The sequence below is a fragment of the Bradyrhizobium sp. LB8.2 genome, from assembly GCF_040548035.1.
Classification (GTDB): domain Bacteria; phylum Pseudomonadota; class Alphaproteobacteria; order Rhizobiales; family Xanthobacteraceae; genus Bradyrhizobium.
In genome coordinates, this window is sequence record NZ_JBEPQV010000055.1 from 1 (window position 1) to 25,553 (window position 25,553).

Genomic DNA, 25,553 nt, shown 5'->3' on the forward strand with positions numbered 1-25,553 from the left:
AGCTTGAACTCCCGCGTAAACTGCCTTCTCTCCATGACGCACCTCCTGCTCCATAAAACACCTAACTTGGTGTCTTCGGAACCGGGTGCAGCTCATACTGCGTAATCGGAAAAGACGCCGGACATGAGCTGTTGGCTGCCGAGGACCACGCGTAAGAGCGCCGTGGTGTTGATCGCCATCGTCATGATCATGGTGGGGCTGGCGATGATCCCTAAGCAACCGTGCCTTAGCTCTTAAAGAAGACCAAGGCTCTTTCGTAGTCGCTTTTCTTGCTCTGGATTTATCGAACGAATGTAATTGCCGAAAAGCTTCTCGTAGAGCTGCAAATCGCGCTGCAAATCGCGCTGCGTGTCTTTCTTCACGAAGCGCGCGGCCTGTTCGAAAAACTTCCACATTCGGTCGTCGGTAAAACGCAGCGTTCGGTGAGACATTCGAAGATTGAAGATGTTCACTTCGGTTCTAACCGCCTGAGTTTTTATAGGGTTGATCGGAAAGCTTGACCTCCGCAAAAGTTCTATCGCTTGCGAGTGTTCATCCGCGAGGACCTCGGGATCATTGGAGGAGAAAATGATATCGTCGCTATAGATGGTAATTCTAGATTCAAAACGATTGCCAACTAAGGTTGACCCAAATAGCGACTTCTCCAATACCAAGGTCGCGAGCAGAGAAGATTGTCTAAATCCACGCGGCAACGTGTGCTTATCGCCTTGGCGTATTGTGCTCTCGCCTGCAATCGTGAATGCCGCTGAACGTGCGAAGCCGATGGATTCGAGTGCCCGGCAAACCTTTGTGCGGGTGACGCAATCGAAGAATCCTTTAAGGTCGATAATGGCGAAATATTTATTCTCGAGATGTGGTCGAAGAGCCGCTACGTGGGCACGCTTAGAGAAAGCAGTGAACGCCGCGTTTGGCTGCCAATGACTGAAGACGCGCTCCTTGAGTAGCCGCCATTCTTCCTCTCCGTCAGCAGCCGCATCGCTGCCCTCTGAAAAGGTGCGCCATCCTGCGTAGGACTTCGTTAGGACAAAGTATCGAGTCCCGTCTTTGAGGAATGAGCGAGCTACGTTTCGCATGTTTTCAAAAAAGGATGACCATTGGGGCGAGGTGAGACCTGCCCCAACGCCATCTCGCAGGTATGGCCGTGAAGCCACGAGGAATGCGCCTAAGCGCGCCCTTGCGCAAGGGACCCTCTCTTTCGCTTGTGGCGGAAGATTTGTCAACGTGGGCCGAATTTGCCCGCCTGCATTTAACAAGATATTTTGCTTAACGTTCAGCTTGGCGAAGCGCTGTTGGTCATGCGGTGTCGTGCTTTGAATGATAGGCAAAACGCGCGGAGCGGTTCAGTCGCACACTACGTCAAACACCAAATCGGCACGCTGCACCGGTTTCCAATGCGCGTGGTAATCGATGAATTCGCCGATCAGTCCTAAATCATCTTCGGCACCGCTGTCGTCAGGCTTCTTGGGAGTCGAGAACGCCTTCCGAAACTCTCGCTCCCTCTGCTTCAGTTCGCCGGCGAATTTCTCTGCCATGCAGAGTTCTTCGTTGTGCCAAATCCCACTGTTATTGCGAAGGCGACGCACGTGGACGAGCACGTTCACGTCAAAGCCGCAGCGGCGAGCAACTGCGAGCAGGCAGACTCCCTCAATCAGGATCGGTGAGCAGGAGGCCGAGATTGCTGCTTTCAAATCACTGCAGCGAATGTGCAGAATGTAGCCGTTCTGTTTTTTGACGAGATGGTCATCCAACGAAATCACGCCACCGCCCAAGCGCTTTGCCATCTCGCGGGCCAGCGTGCTTTTGCCAACACCATCCATTCCATCAATGCCGATGCAGAGGCATCCGCCGTTTGGTCGAAGGTGATCAAGTCGGGCGTGCAGCTCTTCATGCGACGTCAGCGGCTCGTTTTCCATCGGTGCTCAGACTTAGAAAACTCTAGGACGTGCATCGTGAGGTCAACGCTCGGGACTGTTCAACGTGCCCTGCGTAACCGCGGATATTCCGAGTGCGATCTTTTTGCGGGTGATCCGTCATCGCGGCTTGCTGATTACAAGCGCAGCTCTGTGATGGCAAGTCTCACCGCCGCAATAGCCTCGTCTTCCGAGCACCTGAAGACCTCACGGGTTGTGACTTGGTACTCCCCTTTCATGTAGGTCTCGGCCGAACTTTTTTTCATCAATTTACCCTGTGCGACCGCTTCAACCTTGCCCGCCTTTTCTGTCTCAATTTTAAAAACTAGTTGCCAATTCGAGCAGGACGCAAACGCCTCCCTGTTGAGTCTGCTCTTGCGTTCTTGTGGATCTGCCGCGTATCCAATCTTGACCAGTCCGGTCCCGGATCTGCAAACATACACGAATGCCTTTTCACTGTGTCGCTTCTCGAAGGCCAAATTTTTTGGTTCGCAGACTGGACAGTGATTGCTGCGAGTCTTGAAACGGTGGCCCTTACTGCATGAACGATTGGTTATGCAAAGGCGGGCACCTTTAGCCTCCATGGCGCGCTTTTGACCGATTGGTATCATGCTTCCGACATCTATGATTTCCTTGATGGAAATGCCATGTTGTTTGATGAATGCGATCTCCGCAACCGACAAGTCTTGTTCAATGATCTGCTTCGCTTTCACTCACAAAGTCCTTTCGCAACTACACCCACCGGCGGACAACATTGGCGTGCGAGACGTAGATCGTGCGCTGTTGCGCCGACGCTGCGCCGGTCATCATACGCAATCCCAAGCAGTGCGATTATTGTCTTGGTCATCGCGGCGAACACGCCGTTAGCGACTCGCACCGAGTACACAGGCCTGCGCTTTGGGATGGTGCCAACACCATGCCCGAAGGATCGATTGAGTGTCGTGAATTGATGACGCGCATATCCTTTTGCACTGTAAACAGCCCAACCGGTGTACCATCACCATTTAATTCAACGAATACGTGAGCGCCCATGCGGTCGGCGAAAGCAAAAGCTCTGTTTCCGATGCCGGGCGAGATGCCGATCCGAGCGTATTGACCGTCATTTCGGTTGGTGTCGGGCGACGAAGTGATGAAGATGTTGTCGCTGAAGCCTTCGATTTTACACCGCAGGACGTCGGCCGAGGCGTCGGTCGCTAGAACGGTGAGCGTCAGGGCAGTGATCATTGTCTTCTTGGTCATTTGTCGTCGCGTCCATCCAGAGTCCGCATCGCCGCAATCATCAGCACCTGCCGGAATAAGTTTAGCTCAAGGCCAGATTTCAGGTCTACCCGTTTGGCGAACGCGGCGAGATCAGTGTCTTGATTGAAGGTGTACGCCAGACTGATGAATTGCGCTGCCTCTGCCGAGCGCGCATTGTTCGCTTGAGCCTGCTGAAGCACAGCTATCTTCTGGAGGCATTCGGAAAACGTTTCCTTGAGTCGATACCGCGCCCATTCCTTGGTCGAGACCAGACGGGTCACTCGATTAAGGTCAGAGGTTTTCGATTCCGCGATTACCCATGCGTCCTCGGCCGGTGTGTTGGTTGGCACGGCATCGAGGACCTCGTGACAATACCCCTCAAATCGCCGCGACAGCTCGATCCGGTTTGCCGGGGTGAAAGTCGGGTTGAAGGAAAAGCGGAATAGGTCGCTTTGCGCCGGACGCGGCGCAGTGCTGGTCGCCTGCGAATAGGCAGCTGTCGTGGCTGAGCCGATCAGTAGCGCAAACGTCATCAGGCCAGCCGTCGTGTTTTGCCGGTAAATCGTGGGGAACGACATCGCAATCCCTTGAAACAGATGACTTTCCGCGCCACCTTGCGCGACCCTGACGGCTTTGACCTAATGGGCGAGTGATTTGGCAGTTTGCCGAATCAAGCATGGAAAAGCCGAGCACACTTTGCACGGCGGGCTCGGCTTTCCGTGGCTGTTTTCACGGGAGATGCTTTCGCATGTCCATCACCACGAAGGAGACCCTAGCTTGGCTAGTCCTGTCGTTCAAGACAACCAACCCCGCAAGACCAAGTTCACTTTCGAAGAAGCTGTTGATGTGTGGCTGCGCCGCTGGAGCGGCCAGTATCAGCACGAGATCGCGGCGGCGTATGTGATCAACCCGCGTGCCGTGAACCACGTTCTCAAGGGCATCACGCACGCCGGCAGCAAGGACGAAGCCACCCAGCGCACCGGGCGCACGGCGTAGTCACCGCGACGACCGGCGAGCGGCTTCCGTCGCTTGCCGGCTCTAAGCAGCGACTCGCCGCCCAGCCTCGACCCCCGTCCAAGGATTTTTTTCAGCTATCGCCGCGCCAACAGATCGGGACACAACGAAGGACACATGGGCCGCAGTCCGTTGATATAACAATGCTTTTTGCGCTGATGCCTTCCCTGCGCAGTGGTTTGACGGCTTATGCGCGCTCTCCCCGGAGACGAATTCCTGCTTGCCTCCGTCGCCTCGCGAAAATCACGGACATCTCCCCGGTTGAGGCGATGCCGCATTCGCAAAGGCTTGACCGTAGCAACGACGGCCAGGACCACGCGGTTTTGCCGTACGCATTCGGCGCCGTCCGTCGTGCGCGGTCCGCGATGTGCTCACGGGGTTCATCCCGCCCTGCACACTACGTTCCGCATCGGCGCCGCTCGCGTCCACCGCAGCCCGATCCGCGGTTCGTGACGACGTACGACCGCCCCTTTGGAGAATGCGATAAAACAGAAATTCTGTAAAGGCGAATATTTTGATGGGTGGGTGGTTGACCGAGGGCTAGCGTGTTTTGCTCGTCGAGTGGCGCAAAGTGTTGTGGCCGCGTAGGGCGTAACCCACCTTTTTAGTCTCCGCGGTGACAGAAGTGGTGGGTTACGTCAGCGACTGCGCTTCGCGCAGCCGCCGTCCAACCCACCCTACAGGATTCACCCCGCGTTGGCTTTCAACCCCGCGGCCTGGATGCCCGTCACGGCACACGCCTCGTCATTGTCCGACGTGTCGCCGGAGACGCCGACGGCGCCGAGCAGCGTCGCGCCGTCCATGATCAGCACGCCGCCGGGGACCGGGACCAGCGCGCCCTTGGCGATGGTGTTCACGGCGTCGATGAAATAGGCCTGCTCCTGCGCGCGCTGGAACAAAGCGCGCGAGCCCATGCCCAATGCGAGCGCGCCATAGGCCTTGCCGTGCGCGATCTCCGCGCGCATCAGGCTGGTGCCGTCCTGCGCCGCGGCGAGCTTGAGCACGCCGCGGGCGTCGAGGATGGTGACGACGAGCGGCTTCAGCTTCAGCTCGGTGGATTTTGCGAAGGCGGCGTCGAGGATCTTGCGGGCGGTGTCGAGGGTAAGGTCAGCCATGGCTGGTTTCCTTTGCAAGGGGAGTAGTTGTGGATTGGGTTTTGGCACGATCAAGGCTCATCGCCAGCACACGCGCGACGTGAAGCGCCTCGCGCTGGGCGCCGTCGTGGATCTGGTGCCGACAGGAGGTGCCGTCGGCAACGACCAGCGTATTCTGGTCCGCGCGGCGCACGGCGGGCAACAGCGACAGCTCGGCCATCTCGATCGAGGCGTCGTAGGTGTCCGCGCCATAGCCGAACGCACCGGCCATGCCGCAGCAGCTCGACTCGATGGTCTCGACTTCAAGGCCGGGGACGAGGCGCAGTACCTGCTCGACCGGCTTGAAGGCGCCAAAGGATTTTTGATGGCAATGGCCGTGCACCACGGCCTTGTCGGCGACGGTGCCGAGCGGCAGTTGCAGCCGGCCGGCCTCGGCTTCGCGCACCAGAAATTCCTCGAAGGTCAGCGCATGGGCGCCGACCGCCTTGGCATCGTTGTCCTTGCGCAGCGAAGGCAGCTCGTCGCGCAGGGTCAGCAGGCAGCTTGGTTCGAGACCGACGATCGGCACGCCGCGCGCGGCGAAGGGCGCGAAGGCGGCGACGAGACGATCGAGCTCGACCTTGGCTTGCTCGACGAGACCGGCGGACAGAAAAGTGCGGCCGCAGCACAGCGGCCGGCCGCCGCTCGCGGGCTTCGGCAGGTGCACGCGATAGCCGCCGGCCGCGAGCACGCGCAGTGCGGCCTCGAGGTTTTCGCGCTCATAGATACGATTGAAGGTGTCGGCGAACAGCACGACCTCGCGGCCGGTTTCAGGTCCCACGCTGTCCGCAGGCGGCACGAACACATCACTGCGGAAGGCGGGCAGGGCGCGTCGCGCGCTGATGCCGGCGAAGCGCTCGAACAGTCTTCGCAGCAGCGGGCTGTGATTGCGCAGGTTGACGAGCGGCGCGAAGCGCGACGCGAGGCCGGCATAGCGCGGCAGGTAGCCGACCAGGCGATCGCGCAAGGTCAGGCCGTGTGACGCCGCACGCGCGGCGAGCACCTCGATCTTCATCTTGGCCATGTCGACACCGGTCGGGCATTCGTGGCGGCAGGCCTTGCAGGAGACGCAGAGCTTTAGCGTCTCCATCATCTCGTCCGACGACAAGGCGCCCTCGCCGAGCTGGCCGGAGATGGCGAGCCGCAAAGTGTTCGCACGCCCTCTCGTGACGTCCTTCTCGTTGCGCGTCGCGCGGTAGGACGGGCACATCACGCCGCCTTCGAGCTTGCGGCAGGCGCCGTTGTTGTTGCACATCTCGACCGCGCCCTGAAAACCGCCGCCTGCCCCCGGATAAGCGGACCAGTCGAGTTTTGTCTTGAGCTCGGCGACGCGATACTCAGGCTTGAAGCGGAATAGCGAACGATCGTCCATCTTCGGTGCGTCGACGATCTTGCCGGGGTTGAGCACGCCATCGGGATCGAAGCGCTGCTTCACCTCGCGGAAGTCCGCGATCAGGCGCTCGCCGAACATTGTTTCGTGGAATTCGGAGCGCACCAGGCCGTCGCCATGTTCGCCGGAATGCGAGCCCTTGTATTCGCGCACCAACTCGAAGGCCTCTTCGGCGATGGCGCGCATCGCCTTGACGTCCTTATCGAGCTTCAAATTCAACACCGGCCGCACATGCAGGCAGCCCTCGGAGGCATGGGCGTACATCGTGCCGCTGGTGCCGTGCCTGGCGAACACCTCGCTCAGCCGCGCGGTGTAGTCGGCGAGATGCGGCAGCGGCACGGCGCAGTCCTCGACAAAGGAGACCGGCTTGCCCTCCTGCTTCATCGACATCATGACATTGAGGCCGGCGGCGCGGAAATCGGCGATCCCGCTCTGCAGCGCAGGCTCGATGATTTCGACCACGCCGCCCCATTTGCGCTTGTCGTTATTCCAGCCGAAGCCGAGATCGCCCATCAGCTCGCCGAGCTGCTTCAGGCGTACGAGATTATCCGCCTGATCCTCTTCAGCGAATTCGACCACCAGCACCGCATCCGGATCGCCCTTGATGGCAGCAGAGATGATCGGCTGAAACATCGCGATGTCGCGGCCGAGCGCGAGCATGGTACGATCGACCAGCTCGACCGCGATCGGCTTCAGCTTGACCAGATTCTGGGCGGCGTCCATCGCCTCGTAAAAATTGCCGAAATGGCAGATGCCGAGCGCCTTGTTGCGGATCACCGGCCACAGCTTCAGCTCGACCTTGGTGGTGAAGGCGAGAGTGCCCTCGGAGCCCACGAGAAGATGCGCCATGTTGTTGCGCGCATTGCGCGGCACCAGCGCATCGAGATTGTAGCCGCCGACACGGCGCTGCACCTTCGGGAAGCGCGCGGCGATCTCCTCGGCCTCGCGGGCGCCGAGATCAAGCATGTCGCGGAACAGGGCGCGGGCGCTGTCGTTCGCGTCGAGATCAGAGAGATCGCGCGCCACCTCGCCGTAACGGCTCAGCGTGCCATCGGCGCGCGCGGCCTCCATCGACAGCGTGTTGTCGCGCATGGTGCCGTAGCGCAAGCTACGGCCGCCGCAGGAATTGTTGCCGGCCATGCCGCCGATGGTCGCGCGCGATGCCGTGGAGACGTCGACGGGAAACCAGAGGCCGTGCTTCCTAAGCTGGCGGTTGAGGTCGTCGAGCACGATGCCCGGCTCGACCACGCAGGTGCGGGCCTCGACGTCGAGCGACAGGATCCGGGTCAGATGCTTCGAGAGATCGACCACAAGGCCGTCATTGACGGTCTGGCCGCATTGCGAGGTGCCGCCGCCGCGCGGCGTGACCTTGCGTCCGTCGTCCCGGGCGATTGCCAGCGCCCGCATGGCCTCGTCCATGGTCTTGGGCACCACCACGCCCGCGGGCACGATCTGGTAGAACGAGGCGTCGGTGGCGTAGCGGCCGCGGCTGAAACCGTCGAACAGGACGTCGCCGGTCATTTCCGCGCGCAGGCGCCGTTCGAGCGAGGAGGCGTTTGTCATCCCTGGTCCCGGACTGATCCAGCGAGACCTACGGCCGGACTGGAGTATTCATTCTTGTTTCTGATCGATTACATTATGAATGCAAATGAGCAAGCCCGGCTGCCCTCACGGCGCGGCCGAAGCGCCCTCTTGGGGCTCGGTCAGGTGCTCGATCGCGGCCGTCCGCTTGTTGCGCAGGTGCTGGAACAGGATGTCGCTGAGCTCGCTGCCGGCACGGCGGCGGAGCGCATCGAGGATGGCCTCGTGCTCGCGCATCGCCTCCGCCCAGCGCTGGCGCTTGCGGGCAAAATTGGCGGAGTAGCGGACGCGGCGGATCCGGCCCGCAAAGTTGGCGTAGGCGGTCTTCAGCGTCTCGTTGCGCGCGGCAGTGACGATGCTTTCGTGGATGCGCTGGTTGATCTGGAAATAGCCGTGCATGTCGCGATGCAGATAGTGGCCGTACATCTCGTAATGCAGCTGCTCGATCGCGGTGACTTCCGCATCCGTGATGGCTTCGCAGGCGAGGCGCCCGGCCAGGCTTTCCAGCCCCGCCATGACGTCGAACAGCTCCTCGAGATCGCGCTGGCTGAGTTGGCGGACCCGCGCGCCGCGATTGGGGAGAAGCTCGATCAGCCCCTCGGCGGCGAGCACCTTTAAGGCCTCGCGCAACGGCGTGCGGGAGATGCCGAACATCTCGCAGAGCTGCCGCTCGGGAACGCGGGCGCCGTCGGGAACGTTGCCCTCGACCACGTAGTCGCGCAGCCGCAGCAGGATCTCGCCGTGAAGCGAGGCCTCCTGGCGGTCGCCGCCATTGCCGGCGGGCGGAGCAATCGGAACCCCGGTGTCGGGAATCGTGGATTTCATTTGCAGCACAGTAGTTTGCCCGTTTGGTCGCGTCGATCTCCACAATCGAATACCAAAAATCGGTTGAAAGTACAAAAAATGAATGCAAAATAGTTCGCAGAGCCGGCCAGAATCCGCCGACAGGGAGGTTTTCATGCATCAGGGACGCCATTTCCTTCAGATTCCCGGCCCGAGCCCGGTCCCCGAGCGCGTCCTGCGCGCCATGGACATGCCTGTCATCGACCACCGGAGCGCGGAATTCGGCGAGCTCGGCCGGGCCGTGCTCGAGGGCAGCCGGAAAATCTTCCAGACCGCCGGCCCGGTGGTGATCTTCCCCTCGTCGGGGACCGGCGCCTGGGAGGCCGCGATCGTCAACACGCTGTCGCCGGGCGATAGGGTGCTGATGGTCGAGACCGGCCATTTCGCCACCCTGTGGCGCCAAATGGCGGGACGGTTCGGCATCGAGGTCGATTTCGTTCCCGGCGACTGGCGCCGCGGCGCCGATCCGGCCGTGATCGAGGCAAAACTCACTGACGACACCGCCCACGCGATCAAGGCCGTGATGGTCGTGCACAACGAGACCTCGACCGGCGCGACCAGCCGCATCGCCGAGATCCGCGCCGCGATCGATCGTACAGGGCATCCGGCGCTGCTGATGGTCGACACCATCTCCTCTCTCGGCTCGGTCGACTACCGCCACGACCAATGGAAGGTCGATGTCAGCGTCAGCTGCTCGCAGAAGGGTTTCATGCTGCCGCCCGGCCTCGGCTTCAACGCGATCTCGGAGAAGGCGCGCGCTGCGGCGAAGACCAACAAGATGCCGCGCTCCTATTTCGACTGGGAGGAGATGCTCAAGCCCAATGCAAACGGCTTCTTCCCCTACACGCCGGCAACCAATCTGCTCTACGGCCTGCGCGAGGCGATCGCGATGCTGCTCGAAGAGGGGCTCGACGACGTGTTCGCGCGGCATCAGCGGCTGGCTGCCGCGACCCGTGCCGCCGTCAATCATTGGGGCCTCGAAATCCTCTGCCAGGAGCCATCGGAATTTTCGCCGGTGCTCACGGCGGTGCTGATGCCGCCGGGACATGACGCCGATCAATTCCGCAAGATCGTGCTCGACAATTACAACATGTCGCTCGGCTCGGGCCTGTCGAAGGTCGCGGGCAAAGTCTTCCGCATCGGCCATCTCGGCGAATGCAACGCGCTGACGCTGCTCGGCGCGCTCACCGGCGTGGAGATGGGCCTGTCGGTCGCGGGCGTGCCGCACCGCTCCGGCGGCGTCGATGCCGCGATGAAGCTGCTGGAGCGGCGCCCGCACGGCAATACGTCGCCGCATCTGAAAGTGGTCGGCACTTAAACCGCGCGGGGACACGCGGACGGCAACCACAAAAGATAATCAAGGAGGGGTGGAGATGGGAGTATGGCCGCAGAGTAGGGGGCGGCCGCCCTCCGGCCATGCATGGGAGCCGCCTTTAGAAGAGGGGACAAGCCGGTCAAATGGTGCTATTCGGCGGCCATCCAAAATCAAGGCAAGACCGGGAAGGACGCCGATGACCGTGCATACTGGAAGGCATTTCCTACAGATTCCAGGACCGACCAACGTGCCCGACCGGGTGCTGCGGGCGATGGACATGCCGACGCTGGACCATCGCGGTCCGGAGTTCGCCGAGCTCGGTTTCGCCGTCCTCGCCGGAATGCAGCGGGTGTTCCGCACCAAGCAGCCCGTGATCATCTTCCCCTCGTCCGGCACCGGCGCCTGGGAAGCTGCGATGGTCAACGTGCTGGCGCCGGGCGACAAGGTGTTGATGTGCGAGACCGGCCAGTTCGCCGTGCTGTGGCGCGGCATCGCCGAGAAGTTCAAGCTCGACGTCGACTTCATCCCGAGCGACTGGCGCCATGGCGCCGATCTCGCCGAGATGGAGAAGCGGCTTGCCGCCGACAAGCAGCACGCGATCAAGGCGGTCTGCGTCGTCCACAACGAGACCTCGACCGGCTGCGTGACGCCGCCGCTCGAAGTGCGCAAGCTGCTCGACCGGGTCAAGCATCCGGCGCTGCTGATGGTCGATACCATCTCCGGCCTCGGCTCGATTGAATACGAACACGATGCCTGGGGCATCGACGTCTCGGTCGCCGGCTCGCAGAAGGGCCTGATGCTGCCGCCGGGCCTCGGCTTCAATGCCGTCTCGGAGAAGGCGCTCGCGGTGGCGAAGGCCAACCCCGGCATGCGCTCTTATTGGGACTGGCAGGAGGTGATCAGCTTCAACAAGCTCGGCACCTTCCCCTACACGCCCGCGACCAATCTGCTCTACGGCCTGCGCGAAGCGATCAAGATGCTGGAGGAAGAAGGGCTCGAGAACGCCTGGGCCCGCCACAAGCGCCATAGCGCGGCGACGCGTGCCGCGGTCAAGGTCTGGGGCCTGGAGACGCAATGCGCCGATCCCGCCGCACATTCGCCGGCGCTGACCGGCGTGCGCGTGCCTGATGACCATGATGCCGACGCCTTCCGCAAGGTGGTGCTGGAAGCCTTCGACATGTCGCTCGGCACCGGCCTGAACAAGATCAAGGGCAAGGTGTTCCGCATCGGCCATATCGGTCATTTCAACGATCTGATGCTGATGGGCACGCTCGCCGGCGTCGAGATGGGCCTCGATCTTGCAAAGATCCCGCACCGGAGCGGCGGCGTATTGGCGGCCATGGACGTCCTGAAGGGACGCGACGTGGTGCCGATGGCCAAGGCTCAGGTAGCTTAAAGGCTCAGGTGGCCTGATCTAACTTAGAGAAAAAGTGAGCGCGCGATGAACGCACCGACGACTGCCAATGAAGACCTGCTCTACTCCGTCTCGGACGGCATCGCGCGGATCACATTCAACCGCCCGCAGGCGCGCAACGCACTGACCTTCGCCATGTACGAGCGCATGGCGGAGATCTGCCTGGAGATCAACGCCGATCGCTCGATCAAGGCGCTGATCCTGACCGGTGCCGGCGACAAGGCATTTGCCTCCGGCACCGACATTTCTCAGTTCCGTGCGTTCAAAACCGCGCAGGATGCGCTCGACTATGAGGCCCGCATCGACCGTGTGCTCGGCACGCTCGAGCAGTGCCGCGTGCCCGTGATTGCGGCGATCGCGGGAGCCTGCACCGGCGGCGGCGCCGGAATTGCGGCCTGCTGCGACCTCCGCATCGGGACTGAAGCGACGCGCATCGGTTTTCCGATCGCGCGCACGCTCGGCAACTGCCTGTCGATGTCCAATATCAGCCGCGTCGTCTCGCTGGTTGGTCCCGCCCGCACCAAGGATATGATCTTCAAGGCACGCCTGGTCGAGGCGCCGGAAGCGCTGGCGCTCGGCCTGCTCACCGAAATCGTGCCCGATGTCGAAACGCTGCAGCGCCGCGCCGACGAGACCGCCAAGCTGGTGGCGAGCCACGCCCCGCTCACGCTGGAAGCGACCAAGGAGGCGGTACGCCGCATCCGCCGCACGCTGTCGCGCGAAGAGGGCGAGGATCTGATTCTGAAGGCCTATATGAGCGAAGATTTCCGCGAGGGAATGGACGCCTTCCTCAACAAGCGCACGCCGAACTGGAAGGGCAAGTAAGGAATTCTCGCTGTTAGAGCGATTCCGATTTGTTTGAGAAAGCGAAACAGTTTCGTTTTTTTGCCTCCGCGTTCAATTTGCGCGACCGTCGGGGTACTTCGGTGCGTAGGTTTCTCTGAGGCAACTGTAGGCGCTGTTCGGAGAATATTTCACACTGTCTATGTCAATGTCGTTAAATCACCTGCATCGCCGATCGGGCCTGTTTGGGCCCTTGCAGAGGTGAACGCCGATAGCACATAGCCAATGACTTCTGAGATCTAGATTCATCGGACTAGCAAGCGACCTTACTGCGGCCCGACAATTTGGTCATTCTGACCAAATCATTTCGGCGACTCGCACGGGAAAATCCTGTCCGAGGAGTTTCGCCGGTGAGTCCTCGGGTTGGGCGGGCAAACCAGTTGCAGAGCTCGCGGGCCGGACGAGCCAAAGCACCAAAGTATTACTTCGGCACTGCATATTTTCGAAGCGAAACAGTTTCGTTTTTCAAGATTTTCGATTTTTTCTAATTGATGGTGTTGACGTAATTCCGAAATGATTTAGTCTCGTCGCGGGGTAGGGCGATAGTCCTACGGGGGTCCATCTTGGTTTCAGCCTGAGAGGACCACATGAGTGACGTCGACACCTACGACTATACGAACATCCCGGCCGAGCATCGCGAGGAAGTGAGGCATCTAACAACGCAAGCTCGGGAGTCCATCCGACGCTCGAAGGGTTGTGGCATCGATGCCGGCAAAGCGCTCATCAAAGTGAAGTCGAAGCTGCGGAAGGGCGAGTTCCGCAACTACTGCAAAGAAGCTTACACCGAGAGCCTTCGCACGCTGCAGCATTATATGAGCTTGGCACGACTGGCGGAGTGCTGCGAGCTGGACACCGTTTCGCGAGTGCCTCCCGGTGTCGCCTACAAACTCGCAGCCAAGAGTGTCCCGCCCGAGTTGGTCCAAGCCATCTTGGCTGAGATCGCCGCGGGAGAGATCCCGACCATCGCGATCGTCGTGGAGCGCGTCAAGGAGGCGCAGGGCCTCTCTAGCCGAAGCCGTCGCATCGACGTCGCTCCCGAAGAGCTCGACCGGCTTGCGCTCATGCTGGTCACCGCTCTGTCTTCCGCTCAGCTCGCTTCGTTCGTCGGGTTCCTGGCCGGGGCCAATTCTTCGGCGGTTGGTGAACTCGGAAAGAAGTGTGGAATGCTGGGCGGAGCGACTGCGGCGCCGGCTGTTCGGCGTCAGGTTTCCGAGACTGTTTTCGGATAGGTCAGATCCGCATGACGCTCGGACCCGCATGGGCCAGGCCCGGGCTCCATATAGTTCGACGCGATCTGCCGCCAAGGGCTCGAACTGCATCGCGACCATCCTACGCCCAATCAGACACTTTTTCTGGACGCCGCGCGTCCGACAATAAGGAGGCTGAACTAGCGAAGAAGGTAAATGTCCAGAAACTGCTGGAGCGGACGCTGCAATGTTGCAACCGCATTCCGAAGCGCGACGTCAGCCCGAACACGCTCGATGACTACTTCGCGGAGTTCGATCGCATGCTGGCAACCGGCAATCTCGACCCGTTGAGGCCCGGCATCAGCCGCAACGCCTTTTATTTTTCCCGTGCCGCATTTCATACTGGCGCCAGGATCTCTCTGATTAACCTCTTCTGGGGCTGCTACGATGCCGCGGAGCGGGAAGACGCAGATCTCGCTCTGGAGTATGCGCATCGGCTTCATCGGACGTTGATCCTGGTCGAGAAGGCGTTGGCGCTCGAGCCTCCTTGCGAGCCCGACGTTCTGCCCTTCGAGAAGGGACCTTCCCGTTTGAAACAGTTTAAAGCTGGACAGGCTTCACAATGTGAAGAGTCTTGCGCTGGCCCGGGCGCAAAGAAGAACGTCTTGGCAGTCCTGCACAAGAGAGGGCGGAACTGGACGCGAGAATTGTGGGATGGGGTTCCCGCGGACTGGAAATTTCAAGCGGCGCTCGCGGTTTGCCTGATCGCTCCGATCAGACCCGAAGAGCTGGCTGAAGGGCTGCGCAACGACGTGCATCGGGTCGGCGTTTGCCTTTCCCTGCAAGGTGATGAGCTCTCGATCGAATATACGCCCGCCAAGAACCATCGCGGCCGATATGGCACCGGCCGCACCACCATAACCGTGGACCGGACCATCATCGGAGGACCTGCGCAATACCTTGCCGGCCTGTGTGCCGGCGGGAGCTCGGTGGTGACGATCGCTTCGGATGGCGCTTTCCGCAAGGCGCTTGGCAGGCTCGGCGAGCGCGTTTTGTGCGATGTAGCGGTCTCGATCACGCCTTACGTCTTAAGGAACCAAGTTATCGCCGACTTGAAGGCAACTTTCGGGGCGGGCAGGGAGGTCGCCATCGCTGCAGGGCACGGCACCGAGAAGACTCAGTCTCACTACGGCCACCACCAGCATGGTCGGAAACTTTGGGGCTACCTGAGGATCGAAGCCGCCCGAGAGCCTCGAACAGGCAGCATCGACCGAGTGAGGCAGCTCGCAAATCGGCGCCGGCCGAAATCCAAGTCGGATCACTGACGGTCTTAAGATCCTGATGGTTGGACGAGCCACCCCAGCGATGCGCAGTTTTTCCGAGCTGTCACTTACACAGGGCTCGCCGCCGGCGAGACGGTCGTGTACTGGGCGGGAGCAAAGATCGCCCGGGCGTCTCCAATGCTTGGCCGACAATGCGCGGACAGACTCGAGTCCGTCCTGCGCATAAAATCACTATGCATCGGCGGGACCGTAGCAAGATCGCATAGCATTGCTCAATTTCTAGCGGCTCGCGCATCATGCTCGCGCATCACGACCTCCACGATACGGCGCAAGCGACGGACCGACCCGCCCTGCCAGTGGGCGGCGATGGCATGCTTCTCCGCTACCGTGAACGGAACCATCCAGCGATGGTCGAGACGACGATCACGCAGGATGTCGGCAATCACGGCGGGTAGCAAGGCCTCGAGGTCCCCTGCAGTGGGCTTGGGAAATGCGATCTGCCGAAATCGATCGCGCAACGGGGACGGCAGCGTGTCGGCATGATTGGCGGTGGCCACATAAGAGACGTGGCGCAGGTCCAGTGTGGTCTGCAGTGCGGGATCAGGGTATTGACGCGCGGTCTCCAACTCCAGGAAGGCCAGCAGGCAATCGAGCAATCGGCCATAGTCACGTCTAACCGCGGTTTTGTCGATTTCGTCGATGAGGATCCCGGGATTGGCATGGCCTGCACGGGCGATCGCCAACATGGGATGGCAAACCTGCGCAGTCGACCAGCGTCGGTCGGTGCCACCGAAGGCCGAGCCGTCGGCTCCGGTGGCGTCAGTGCGCCAACAGGATACGCCGAGATGATGAAACATGCGCTCCGCAAAACGCGTCTTGCCGGACCCCGGTTCGCCGGTCAACAGCAATGGGCTTATCCTCACCGTTGGCCGACCAACGAGGTCGGCTAGGACAAAGTCGACGACGACGCTGGCGTACGGAAATTCGGCCAGCAGCGCTCGACGTACGTCGGCGAGAGGAGGCGTGGTGACGAGGGGCAGAGCGATGTTGATGGCCTTACTCAGGGGCGCCATGATGTCCTTGAGCTTAAGGCGCGAGGCCTCTGCAGAATCCATTTGGACGACCACGACCTGGCCATTCGGCACCGGCGCATTGTCGCGTCCATCGCTGTTCACGGGAGCCACCGCGAGATCGGCTTTAGTTCGTTTCACTCGCTCCCTTGCGGCCAGGACCCTGGCTGTGGCGTCCTCAATCCGATATATTGCCATGCGTGCGCCCAGAGCCGCCGCGGCGGTCGCTGCTGGCGTCTGAAAGGTCCGAGTGACATCGTCCGCACACATCGGCAAGGCTGCCCAGCCATAGGTCATGGCCTCTGCCTCGGCGGCGAGGCGAGGAGGGCCGTCGTCGCCGAGCTTACGCAGCGCGGCGAGCAACGCTCTGCCGACACGACGATGGTCCTCGATGAGAGTCCTATCGCGGGGCAACATCAGAGAGGTCAGGCGGATGCAGTCGGCGAGACCCCGCAACTCGCTCTTGTCTTCGGCGACTGCACGATGGTCAAGCTCCGCGGCTAGCTTGGTGCCGGTTTCGGCGTTGGGCATGCTGAGCCAAGCGGCGGTCAAGAGTAGGCCGGAACAGCCTTCCTCGATCTCGGCAGCAAGACGCTGATAGACCGAGTTGACGCCACGGGAAGCGAGTAGGCCATAACGCAGGATCCGAGGCAACGTGGCGAGTTCGTCGTCGCTCGCGGCTGAGTCCGCCGCCGCCCCCTCGATGCGGGCCAGATCGAAATCTGTGAACGGCGTCTCGTCCGTATCGTCGGCCATCATCTTACCCATGAATGCGTCGCTGTAACGCTCCGCCGGGAGCCGAACCGACCGGTGACCGGCCTCGACAGGCACGGAAGGCGATGCCCGCGCTTCGGACATCGATCGGCAGTGAAATGCCGCCAATGCGGTAAGCGAGTGGCGGGGGGGGGGGGGGGGGGGGGGGTGGGGGGCGGGGGGGGGGCGGGGGGGGGGGGGGGGCGGGGCCCCCCCCCCCCCCCCCCCCCCCCCCCCCCCCCCCGGGATTCGTATTACAGGTGCATCAGGGGGCGCTGATTGGGATCGATCGCCCGCCATTTCGAAGAGTCGACGTGGGCGCCGCACGCCACGGCGGCGGCGATCGCCATCGAGGGGAGGGCGACGTCGACCGTCAAGCGCATGCGATCAGAGGCTCCGGGGATCGGGCTCAACACGCCGGCGTCGAACAACGCCGCACGGCGGGCGCGGTTGACGGCGCTCGCGCTCGGATTTGTGGTGATCCGAATGTCCGAACCGGCTGCCACCACGAAGCGGTCGCCGGCGGGATAGCCGTGCGCCCATAGCGTGTCGTCGTACCGAAGCTCGAATTCGCTGCCGCCGCGCGGCAAGTCGACACCGATTTCCATCGGACCAGTCTCGTCCGCCTCGACGGTTTCGGACACAGTGTTCTCTGCGATCTGCTCGAGCGCGCCAGCGAAGGGCGAGGGTTCGAAAGCGGCGAGGCCAGCGTCGAACAGAAGCCTCTTGGTGTCCTCCAGGATGCGCTCCAGAAGCGGAACGTCGAGCGGATCGACCTCGGGCAAACGGGGCGGGCTACCCGCCACCACCTGCAACACACCGCAAGCCTTGGCAGCCTGTGTCAGTGTGTACTGCAGATAGACAGCCGTGTCCTTGGTGAAGCGGAACCCTTCGGCGCCCCGGACGACGAAGGTCCGCTGCACAAAGGCCTTCTGTGGATCGGCGGCATGTTCTCCCAGCCGCCGGCCGACATTGTTGGTCTCGCCGAGATAGATGCGACCCAACCCGACCAGGGCGTAGAGGGCGGGACAGGCAAGCTCGCTTGCGATGATGTCCGAAGTCAAAGTCCACGGAAAATCAAGGATCCGAACATGGGCGGCGCGATCGGTGACCTCGCGTACATCTGCGATACCGCCGTACGGCCTGTAGACGTGGGTGGTGCTGCGGGCCAGCACGGCCTTGCTCTTGAACAATGACATTCAGAACTCCTGGCGCTTGCGAAGATCCTCGTCTCGGCGGGCGGCACGGCACGCGGCTGGAGTCGAACGAGCAAGTGCGCGGTACGACCACGTCACGACGGGGCCTCGTCGGCCCGCGGATCGCAATCTGGGTGAGGATGGGGGTGCTAGTTCAAGGGCGAAGGCAAACCATCGCCTCGCTGGCCGACTTGCGGCGCGCGAGTGCAGACGGCTCCTCGGGGGCGCGCCGGCGGTCCCATTGATAGTGAACAGCAAGCCTGAAGGCGGAAACGATCGCCGAATCGGCGATATAATGGCAACCAGCCATGATAGACTCTCCTTTAGTCTGTTGTGGTCAGGCCGTCGTCCGGTGCTGCAACACCGGCGGCGGCCGCCTGCGCGTTCATCGCGGTAGCAGGACAAATGTAGAACGCCGATCTGAGAAAAGCCAGCTGTGCTGGCAATAAATTTTTGGCGTGATGGTCAACCTCGCCGTGGTTCGCTTGGGCATACGTCGACGGCCAGCCGTTATCAAAAAGCCACGGGGGGAAAGGTGTTCTGGTTGAGTACCGATTGTTCTGGGCGATCGTCTCGTTCTGACATCAGAACTTTGTCTGCGGACCTGTCGTAGGGCAATGGTGGTAAGCGGGCGAACCGCGCCTCGTCAGGTTTCGCCCAAAGTAACATTGCGCAGCTGCTTAAACGTGCCATTACTTGTTCACGCACTGACATGTATCACTTGTCGGCAATAGAACCCCAGGGAAGAAACGCGTGCGAAAACTGATGATGGTCGCTTGCTGCGCAGGAACTCTGTTGGCAGCTGCTCCCGCCTTTGCCGGCTGGGAACCAACGAAGCCGGTCGAGATCGTGGTGGCGGCGGGCGCGGGCGGCGCCTCCGATCAGATGGCGCGGATGATGCAGGCCGCGATCCAGAAGAACAACCTGATGAAGCAGCCGATCGTGGTCTCGCTCAAGGGCGGCGCGTCGGGTGCGGAAGCACTAATGTACATAAAGTCCAGCGAGGGCGATCCCAACAAGGTGCTGATCGCCTATTCGCTGATCTACATGCTGCCACTGTCGGCGAAAATTCCGTTCAACTGGCGTGAGCTGACCCCGGTTTCGGTGATCGCGCTCGACCAGTTCGTGCTGTGGGACAACAGCGCGGGTCCCAAGACGGTGAAGGAATTCGTCGCCGCCGCGAAGGCTGCGAGCGCGCCGTTCAAGATGGGCGGCACCGGCTCCAAGCGGGAGGACCACGTTCTGACCGTGTTCCTCGAGCAGAAGACCGGCGCGAAATTCTCCTATCTGCCTTACAAGTCCGGCGGCGAGGCCGCGACCCAGCTGGTCGGCAACCACACCGAATCCAACGTCAACAACCCGTCCGAAAATCTCGAAGTCTGGCGCGCGGGCCAGGTGCGGCCGCTCTGCGTGTTCGACAAGGAGCGCATCTCCTACACCAGCAAGGTGACGGACACGCAGTCCTGGGCCGATATCCCGACCTGCAAGGAGGAGGGCGTCGACGTCCAGTATCTGATGCTGCGCGCGACGTTCCTGCCCGGTAAGGTCACGGCTGAGCAGCAGGCGTTCTATGTCGACCTGTTCCACAAGGTGACGCAGACCGCCGAATACAAGGACTACATGGAAAAGCAGGCGTTGAAGCCGATCTTCCTCACCGGCAAGGACATGGTGCAATTCCTCGAAGAGGACGATGCAGTCAACAAGTCGCTGATGACGGAAGCCGGATTCGTCGCGAAGTAGCCACCCTCGGTGTCGTGCCCCGCGGAACGCGGGCATCCGGTATTGCACGGAGCTCGACGAAACACGGCTTCTGCACGGCGTACTGGATCATCCGCTCCTGTGCGCGATTGCGCGTTAGGCGGATGATGACAGCGCAATTTGAACTGGCAGAGCATGTCCCAAACCGATCTTGAAATCGTCGTCGATGATCCGACCGCGCCCGAAGACGACTCGCCTTCCGTCGTCTCCTCCGGCACGGTCGAGATATTCGTCTGTCTCCTGTTGCTCGCGCTGGCTGCCACGCTCGGCTACGACAATTGGCGCACCGGCGCCTCCTGGGATTCGACCGGGCCGGAGCCCGGCTATTTCCCGTTCTATCTCTCCGTCATTCTCGGCGGCGGCAGCCTCTACGGCCTGATCGTGGTCCTGGTCGCGCACCGCAAGGCGGATGAGACCTTCGTCACGCGCGCGCAGGCCCGCCGTGTGATGGCGGTGTTCGTGCCGACGCTGCTGTTCTGCCTGACGACGCAGTTTCTCGGCCTCTATGTCGCGAGCTTCCTGCTGATCGCGGGCTTCATGCGCCTGGTCGGCAAGATCGCGCTGTGGAAGTCGCTGCTCACCGCTGTCGTGTTCACGGCGATTATGTTCGTCACCTTCGACATCGCCTTCGACGTCATCATGCCGAAAGGGCCGCTCGAAGCGGCCTTCGGCTACTAGGCGGGGCCCGCGATGGAAGCTTTCGGTCTCTTGCTTCACGGTTTCGCCGTCCTGCTGACGTGGAAGACGCTCGCGCTGATGATGGTCGGGCTGGTGCTCGGCATCTTCGTCGGCGTGTTGCCCGGCCTCGGCGGACCCAACGGCGTCGCGATCCTGCTGCCGCTCACCTTCACGATGGATCCGACCTCGGCGATCGTGATGCTGTCCTGCATCTACTGGGGCGCGCTGTTCGGCGGCGCGATCACCTCGATCCTGTTCAACATCCCCGGCGAAGCCTGGTCGGTCGCGACCACGTTCGACGGCTATCCGATGGCGCAGCAGGGCAGGGCGGCGGAGGCGCTGACCGCGGCGTTCACGTCCTCTTTCATCGGCTCGCTGGTCGCGGTGCTGCTGATCACCTTCCTCGCCCCGATGATCTCGTCCTTTGCGCTGAAGTTCGGACCGCCCGAGTTCTTCGCGGTCTATCTGCTGACCTTCTGCTCCTTCGTCGGCCTCGGCCGCGAGGCCAAGCACAAGACTGTCATCTCGATGTCGCTGGGATTGCTGCTCGCGGGCGTCGGAATGGATACCGTGTCGGGGCAGTTGCGCATGACCTTCGGCTCGTCCGAGCTCTTGCGCGGCATCAACTTCCTGGTCGCCGTCATCGGCCTGTTCGGCATCAGCGAGATCCTGCTGACGATGGAGGAGCGCCTCGCGCTGCGCGGACACGCGGCGAGCATTTCGCTGCGTGTCGTGCTGAGCGTGTGGAAGGACCTGCCGAAATACTGGGTGACGCTGCTGCGCTCCTCCGTCATCGGCTGCTGGCTCGGCATTACCCCGGGCGGCGCGATCGCGGCCTCCTTCATGGGCTACAATCTGGCAAAGCGCTTCGCCAAGGATCCCGAGAGCTTTGGCAAGGGCCGCATCGAGGGCGTGTTCGCGCCGGAAACGGCGGCGCATGCCTCCGGCACCGCGGCGCTGCTGCCGATGCTGGCGCTCGGAATTCCCGGCTCCGGCACCGCGGCGATCCTGCTTGGCGGGTTGATGGTGTGGGGGCTCAATCCCGGCCCGCTGCTGTTCGTCGAGCACAAGGATTTCGTCTGGGGCCTGATCGCCTCGATGTATCTCGGCAATGTCGTCGGCCTCGTGCTGGTGCTGACGACGGTGCCGATCTTCGCCTCGATCCTGCGCGTGCCGTTCGCCGCGGTGGCGCCGATGATCGTGGTGTCCTGTGCGATCGGCGCCTATGCGATCCAGAACGCCATGTTCGACATCTGGCTGATGCTCGGCTTCGGCGTCGTCGGCTACGTCTTCAAGAAGATCGGCATTCCCCTGGCGCCGTTCACGCTCGCGCTCGTGCTCGGCAACCGCGCGGAGGATGCCTTCCGCCTGTCGATGATCGGCTCCGGCGGCGACCTCAAGGTGTTCTGGTCGAACGGCCTGGTCGGCTCGATCACGACGCTCGCGATTGTGCTGCTGTTCTGGCCCATCATTGATGGGCTTCTGACACGCATTGGAGGGATGCAACGGGGTAAAGCCAGGTCACTTTGACGTCTATCACTCAAAACATCCCGGACAAGTTCCCAGACCTTCCGCAGCGGATCGTTCGCCGGCGCACGTTTATCCGGCGCGATGTACGAAAACAGGCCGCCCTGGTCCGTAAACCTGCCGCGCATGATCGTCTCCGCCGATTCGAGATGATAAAGTGAATCATCAAGTCCCCTCCCTGGCGAGGGGGTTTTTCAGGAGACTGTTAGACGACTTTCGCCTCCCTTAAACGAGCTACTTCCTCCTTGTTAAAGCCGAACTCCTTCAGCACCTCGTCGGTCTGCTCGCCGAACTCCGGCGGCCGCGCCACCATCTTGCTCGGCGTGCGCGACAGCGTCACGGGCTGGCCGACCAGCCGGATGTCGCGATCCTCGTCGTTCGGCACCTCCTGCGCGATGCCGAGATGCTTGACCTGCGCGTCTTCGAACATCTGGTCGATGGCGTAGATCGGCCCGCAGGGCACGCCGGCCTCGTTGAGTTCACTGACCCAGGTCTCGGTGGACTTCGTCAAGGTACGCTTCTCGATCTCGGCGTTGAGTGCGTCGCGGTTCTTGGAGCGGGCTGGCGCGGTCACATAGTCGGGGTGGCTGTAGAGTTCCGGCGCGCCGATCGCCTGCGTGCAGCGCTCCCAGATCCGGCCACCCGTCGTGGCGATGTTGATGTAGCCGTCCGAGGTCCTGAACACGCCGGTCGGGATGCTGGTCGGGTGATTGTTGCCGGCCTGTTTTGCCACGTCCTTTTCCATCAGCCAGCGCGCGGCCTGGAAGTCGAGCATGAAGATCTGGGCTTGCAGCAGCGAAGTCTGTACCCACTGGCCCTTGCCCGAGACCTCGCGCTCAAGCAGCGCGGTGAGGATGCCCATGGCGCAGAACAGGCCCGCGGTGAGGTCGGCGACGGGAATGCCGACCCGCATTGGGCCTTCGCCCGGCGCGCCGGTGATCGACATCAACCCGCCCATGCCTTGCGCGATCTGATCGAAGCCCGGCCGCTTGTGGTAGGGCCCGTCCTGGCCGAAGCCGGAGATGCTGCCGTAGACGAGGCCGGGGTTGATCTTGGCGAGGCCCTCATAATCGATGCCGAGCTTCTTTTTCACGTCGGGCCGGAAATTCTCCACCATGACGTCGGCCTTGGCGGCCAGGCGCTTGAACACGGCAAGCCCGCGCTCGTCCTTCAGGTTCAGCGCCATCGCCCGCTTGTTGCGATGCAAATTCTGGAAGTCGGCGCCGCGCCGCGGTCCGCCCGGCTGCTCGCCGCCGGCATCCTCGGTGAGCGCGTCGATCTTGATCACGTTGGCGCCCCAGTCCGCAAGCTGCCGCACGCAGGTGGGCCCGGACCGGACGCGGGTCAGATCGAGCACGGTGAAGCGTGACAGGGCTTCCGAGGCATGCGGAAAGGGCATCTTGATGGGCTCCGGGACAGGTTGCGGGCCTACCATAGTGCCGAAAGACCATGCGGCAAGACATCACCCGGCAGGTCTGGGCCGCGCGGATGCCGCCGGTCGAAATGCAATACCTGAGGGGGCGCCCGCGAAGGATCAGCGCGCCAGCTGCTTCAGCTCGGCACGCGCCTTCTCGGCCAGGGGATCGTCACCGTGACGCGCGATGAAGAGCTCGAACGCCTCCCGCGTTCCCATGCGACGGGCGGATTCGTACTCCTCCGCTACCGCAGCCGAGGGGTCGCGGGCCATTGGAACGGAGGGGGCGCGTCCCGCTGTGCTGCCTTGCTTGCCACTCTCATCCGCGTTGGCTTTCCCGACCATGACAGGCAGTCCTCCGAAGGGTAGATGGTCCGGCCCGACGAGCGCCACCAGGGCGCCGAACAGACCGGCCGAGAGCGGACTTAGTTTCATTGTTCTGCCAATCACGTGGGTAGCCGGAACCGGCATCCTTGTCCTTGCCCCGTATGATTACGGGAATTGATGGCTAACACAGCATTATGGAAGAGGTCCGGGTGCGGACGCCAAAATTAAACCAAACGTCCATCTCAAGCTGGGATATTCCGCCTGCGCCCCAATCGAGCGCCATGCGCTGTTTCGGAGAGTCCATTGGCTACCACTGTCACCGTCAGCAGGACCAACAACGCAGACATCGACGGCCTGCTGTCGGGCTACAAATGGTCTGGCGCGATCACCTACAGCTTTCCGGACGCTGCAAGCGACTACTCCAGTCCTTACTCCGGCGGCAGCAGTGAGCCAACCACGTCGGGTTTTGCCTCGGCGCCGAGTCAGATGCAGGCGGCGATCAATTACGCGATCGGGCTGATCCTCGGCTACACCAACGCCAACATCCAGTACGCCGGGACGAACGGTGCCGACATCATGGTCGCGCAGTCGCCGGCGGCCAATCCGACCTCCTACGCCTACTACCCAGGTAACTATGCGGCAGGCGGCGACGTGTGGTTCGGGACCCAATACAATTACTCGCTGGCCAAGCTCGGCAATTACTATTTCACCACGGCGTTGCACGAGCTCGGACACGCCCTTGGCCTGAAGCATAGCCAGGAAACGGGCGGCGTCGCCAACGTCGCGGTGCCGAGCGCGCATGACGACAGCGAATACACCGTCATGAGCTATCGCAGCTATGTCGGTGCTTCGACGACGAGCGGCTACACCAACGAAGCCTATGGATATCCGCAAACCTACATGGCCAACGATATCCTCGCGCTGCAGACGATGTACGGCGCGGACTACACTACCCAGGGCGGAGCCACCGTCTATACCTGGAGCTCCAGCACCGGGCAGGAGTTCATCAACGGCGTTGGCCAGCCGGCCGACAATGGCGGTGCCGGTGGCTCGGCCAACCGCATCTACGAGACGATCTGGGATGGTGGCGGCGTCGATACCTACGACCTGTCGAACTACACGACGAACCTGAGCATCAATCTCAATCCAGGTGCCTCGTCCGTGTTCTCCAGCGTGCAGCTCGCCTATCTCGGCAACGGCCATTATGCGTCCGGCAACGTCTACAACGCTTATCTCTACAATGGCGACACGCGGTCGCTGATTGACAACGCAACCGGCGGCTCCGGCAATGACATCATCATCGGCAATGCCATCGCCAATGTGCTGAAGGGCGGCGCGGGCAACGATACCATCACTGGCGATGGCGGCAACGACACTATCGACGGCGGTCCCGGCACGGACACTGTCGTCTATTCAGGCAACAGGGCGGATTACCTCGTCACCTACAATGTGAGTTCAGCGACGTGGACCATCGCCGATCAGCGTAGCGGCTCCCCCGATGGCACCGACACCGTCACAGCGGTAGAGAATTTCAAATTTGCCGATGGCATTATCGACAGCACTGTTGTTGTACAGCCCCCTCTGCCAGATTTGACCGCGTCGTACGACAGCGTGAGCAGCACGACGATAGCGGCGGGTGAGAGCACCAACGTTGACTTTTGGGTGGTGAATTTTGGCA

General features: G+C 61.9%; 23 protein-coding genes. 10 read left to right on the forward strand and 13 right to left on the reverse strand.

Annotated elements, in window-relative coordinates; genetic code table 11:
- Positions 1-233: 233 nt before the first annotated feature.
- From ABIB06_RS37405 to ABIB06_RS37425, 5 genes are all read right to left on the reverse strand, one after another.
- Positions 234-1,151, reverse strand: a complete 918-nt coding sequence (locus ABIB06_RS37405; protein ID WP_354049801.1) for a reverse transcriptase domain-containing protein — start codon at positions 1,149-1,151, stop codon at positions 234-236.
- Positions 1,152-1,340: 189 nt separating this feature from the next.
- The gene (locus ABIB06_RS37410; RefSeq protein WP_354049802.1) at positions 1,341-1,913 is read right to left on the reverse strand and encodes a hypothetical protein; all 573 of its coding nucleotides are present in this window, start codon (positions 1,911-1,913) and stop codon (positions 1,341-1,343) included.
- Between the two features lie 134 nt (positions 1,914-2,047).
- Positions 2,048-2,623 carry a GIY-YIG nuclease family protein gene (locus tag ABIB06_RS37415; protein WP_354049803.1) on the reverse strand — a complete coding sequence of 192 codons (576 nt, stop codon included), beginning with the start codon at positions 2,621-2,623 and terminating at the stop codon, positions 2,048-2,050.
- 130 nt (positions 2,624-2,753) lie between these two features.
- Positions 2,754-3,149 carry a hypothetical protein gene (locus tag ABIB06_RS37420; protein WP_354049804.1) on the reverse strand — a complete coding sequence of 132 codons (396 nt, stop codon included), beginning with the start codon at positions 3,147-3,149 and terminating at the stop codon, positions 2,754-2,756.
- Positions 3,146-3,727 carry a hypothetical protein gene (locus ABIB06_RS37425; RefSeq protein ID WP_354049805.1) on the reverse strand — a complete coding sequence of 194 codons (582 nt, stop codon included), beginning with the start codon at positions 3,725-3,727 and terminating at the stop codon, positions 3,146-3,148. Before ABIB06_RS37425 ends, ABIB06_RS37420 begins: the two co-directional genes overlap by 4 nt.
- 199 nt (positions 3,728-3,926) lie before the next feature.
- On the opposite strand from ABIB06_RS37425, the gene ABIB06_RS37430 reads away from it, so the two are divergent.
- Positions 3,927-4,145 carry a hypothetical protein gene (locus ABIB06_RS37430; protein WP_354049806.1) on the forward strand — a complete coding sequence of 73 codons (219 nt, stop codon included), beginning with the start codon at positions 3,927-3,929 and terminating at the stop codon, positions 4,143-4,145.
- Positions 4,146-4,849: 704 nt separating this feature from the next.
- On the opposite strand, the gene ABIB06_RS37435 is transcribed toward ABIB06_RS37430, so the two are convergent.
- The 3 genes from ABIB06_RS37435 to ABIB06_RS37445 form a co-directional block, all read right to left on the reverse strand.
- Positions 4,850-5,278, reverse strand: a complete 429-nt coding sequence (locus tag ABIB06_RS37435; protein WP_354049807.1) for a GlcG/HbpS family heme-binding protein — start codon at positions 5,276-5,278, stop codon at positions 4,850-4,852.
- Positions 5,271-8,249, reverse strand: a complete 2,979-nt coding sequence (locus tag ABIB06_RS37440) for an FAD-binding and (Fe-S)-binding domain-containing protein (protein WP_354049808.1) — start codon at positions 8,247-8,249, stop codon at positions 5,271-5,273. Before ABIB06_RS37440 ends, ABIB06_RS37435 begins: the two co-directional genes overlap by 8 nt.
- A 105-nt stretch (positions 8,250-8,354) precedes the next feature.
- A complete protein-coding gene (locus ABIB06_RS37445) occupies positions 8,355-9,092 on the reverse strand; it encodes a GntR family transcriptional regulator (protein WP_354049809.1) in 738 nt (245 codons plus the stop codon).
- A 133-nt stretch (positions 9,093-9,225) separates the two neighbouring features.
- On the opposite strand from ABIB06_RS37445, the gene ABIB06_RS37450 reads away from it, so the two are divergent.
- The 5 genes from ABIB06_RS37450 (at position 9,226) to ABIB06_RS37470 (ending at position 15,194) form a co-directional block, all read left to right on the forward strand.
- Positions 9,226-10,428 (forward strand): pyridoxal-phosphate-dependent aminotransferase family protein, encoded by a 1,203-nt coding sequence (locus ABIB06_RS37450; RefSeq protein ID WP_502916606.1) that lies wholly within the window; start codon positions 9,226-9,228, stop codon positions 10,426-10,428.
- A gap of 193 nt (positions 10,429-10,621) precedes the next feature.
- Positions 10,622-11,821, forward strand: coding sequence for a pyridoxal-phosphate-dependent aminotransferase family protein (locus ABIB06_RS37455; protein ID WP_354049811.1), 1,200 nt, complete (start codon positions 10,622-10,624; stop codon positions 11,819-11,821).
- Between the two features lie 45 nt (positions 11,822-11,866).
- On the forward strand, positions 11,867-12,664 hold the full coding sequence (locus ABIB06_RS37460) for an enoyl-CoA hydratase/isomerase family protein (RefSeq protein WP_354049812.1): 798 nt from the start codon (positions 11,867-11,869) through the stop codon (positions 12,662-12,664).
- A gap of 605 nt (positions 12,665-13,269) precedes the next feature.
- A complete protein-coding gene (locus ABIB06_RS37465; protein WP_354070348.1) occupies positions 13,270-13,911 on the forward strand; it encodes a hypothetical protein in 642 nt (213 codons plus the stop codon).
- Positions 13,912-13,922: 11 nt separating this feature from the next.
- Positions 13,923-15,194 (forward strand): hypothetical protein, encoded by a 1,272-nt coding sequence (locus ABIB06_RS37470; RefSeq protein WP_354070346.1) that lies wholly within the window; start codon positions 13,923-13,925, stop codon positions 15,192-15,194.
- Positions 15,195-15,424: 230 nt separating this feature from the next.
- Here the strand turns inward: ABIB06_RS37470 and ABIB06_RS37475 are convergent, their stop codons facing one another.
- From ABIB06_RS37475 to ABIB06_RS37485, 3 genes are all read right to left on the reverse strand, one after another.
- A complete protein-coding gene (locus ABIB06_RS37475; RefSeq protein WP_354070344.1) occupies positions 15,425-16,990 on the reverse strand; it encodes an ATP-binding protein in 1,566 nt (521 codons plus the stop codon).
- A gap of 239 nt (positions 16,991-17,229) precedes the next feature.
- A complete protein-coding gene (locus tag ABIB06_RS37480) occupies positions 17,230-18,174 on the reverse strand; it encodes a DUF4357 domain-containing protein (RefSeq protein WP_354070395.1) in 945 nt (314 codons plus the stop codon).
- Between the two features lie 151 nt (positions 18,175-18,325).
- The gene (locus tag ABIB06_RS37485; protein WP_354070393.1) at positions 18,326-18,481 is read right to left on the reverse strand and encodes a hypothetical protein; all 156 of its coding nucleotides are present in this window, start codon (positions 18,479-18,481) and stop codon (positions 18,326-18,328) included.
- Positions 18,482-18,936: 455 nt separating this feature from the next.
- Between ABIB06_RS37485 and ABIB06_RS37490 the strand changes: the two genes are divergently transcribed.
- The 3 genes from ABIB06_RS37490 (at position 18,937) to ABIB06_RS37500 (ending at position 22,137) form a co-directional block, all read left to right on the forward strand.
- Positions 18,937-19,911, forward strand: a complete 975-nt coding sequence (locus tag ABIB06_RS37490; RefSeq protein ID WP_354070397.1) for a Bug family tripartite tricarboxylate transporter substrate binding protein — start codon at positions 18,937-18,939, stop codon at positions 19,909-19,911.
- A 153-nt stretch (positions 19,912-20,064) separates the two neighbouring features.
- The gene (locus ABIB06_RS37495) at positions 20,065-20,607 is read left to right on the forward strand and encodes a tripartite tricarboxylate transporter TctB family protein (RefSeq protein WP_354070391.1); all 543 of its coding nucleotides are present in this window, start codon (positions 20,065-20,067) and stop codon (positions 20,605-20,607) included.
- Between the two features lie 12 nt (positions 20,608-20,619).
- The gene (locus ABIB06_RS37500; RefSeq protein WP_354049815.1) at positions 20,620-22,137 is read left to right on the forward strand and encodes a tripartite tricarboxylate transporter permease; all 1,518 of its coding nucleotides are present in this window, start codon (positions 20,620-20,622) and stop codon (positions 22,135-22,137) included.
- A 202-nt stretch (positions 22,138-22,339) separates the two neighbouring features.
- Here the strand turns inward: ABIB06_RS37500 and ABIB06_RS37505 are convergent, their stop codons facing one another.
- Positions 22,340-23,533 (reverse strand): CaiB/BaiF CoA transferase family protein, encoded by a 1,194-nt coding sequence (locus ABIB06_RS37505; RefSeq protein ID WP_354070389.1) that lies wholly within the window; start codon positions 23,531-23,533, stop codon positions 22,340-22,342.
- Between the two features lie 135 nt (positions 23,534-23,668).
- Positions 23,669-23,983 carry a hypothetical protein gene (locus ABIB06_RS37510; protein ID WP_354070387.1) on the reverse strand — a complete coding sequence of 105 codons (315 nt, stop codon included), beginning with the start codon at positions 23,981-23,983 and terminating at the stop codon, positions 23,669-23,671.
- A gap of 195 nt (positions 23,984-24,178) precedes the next feature.
- Between ABIB06_RS37510 and ABIB06_RS37515 the strand changes: the two genes are divergently transcribed.
- On the forward strand, positions 24,179-25,553 hold a 1,375-nt coding region (locus ABIB06_RS37515), incomplete at its 3' end, for a M10 family metallopeptidase (RefSeq protein ID WP_354125699.1).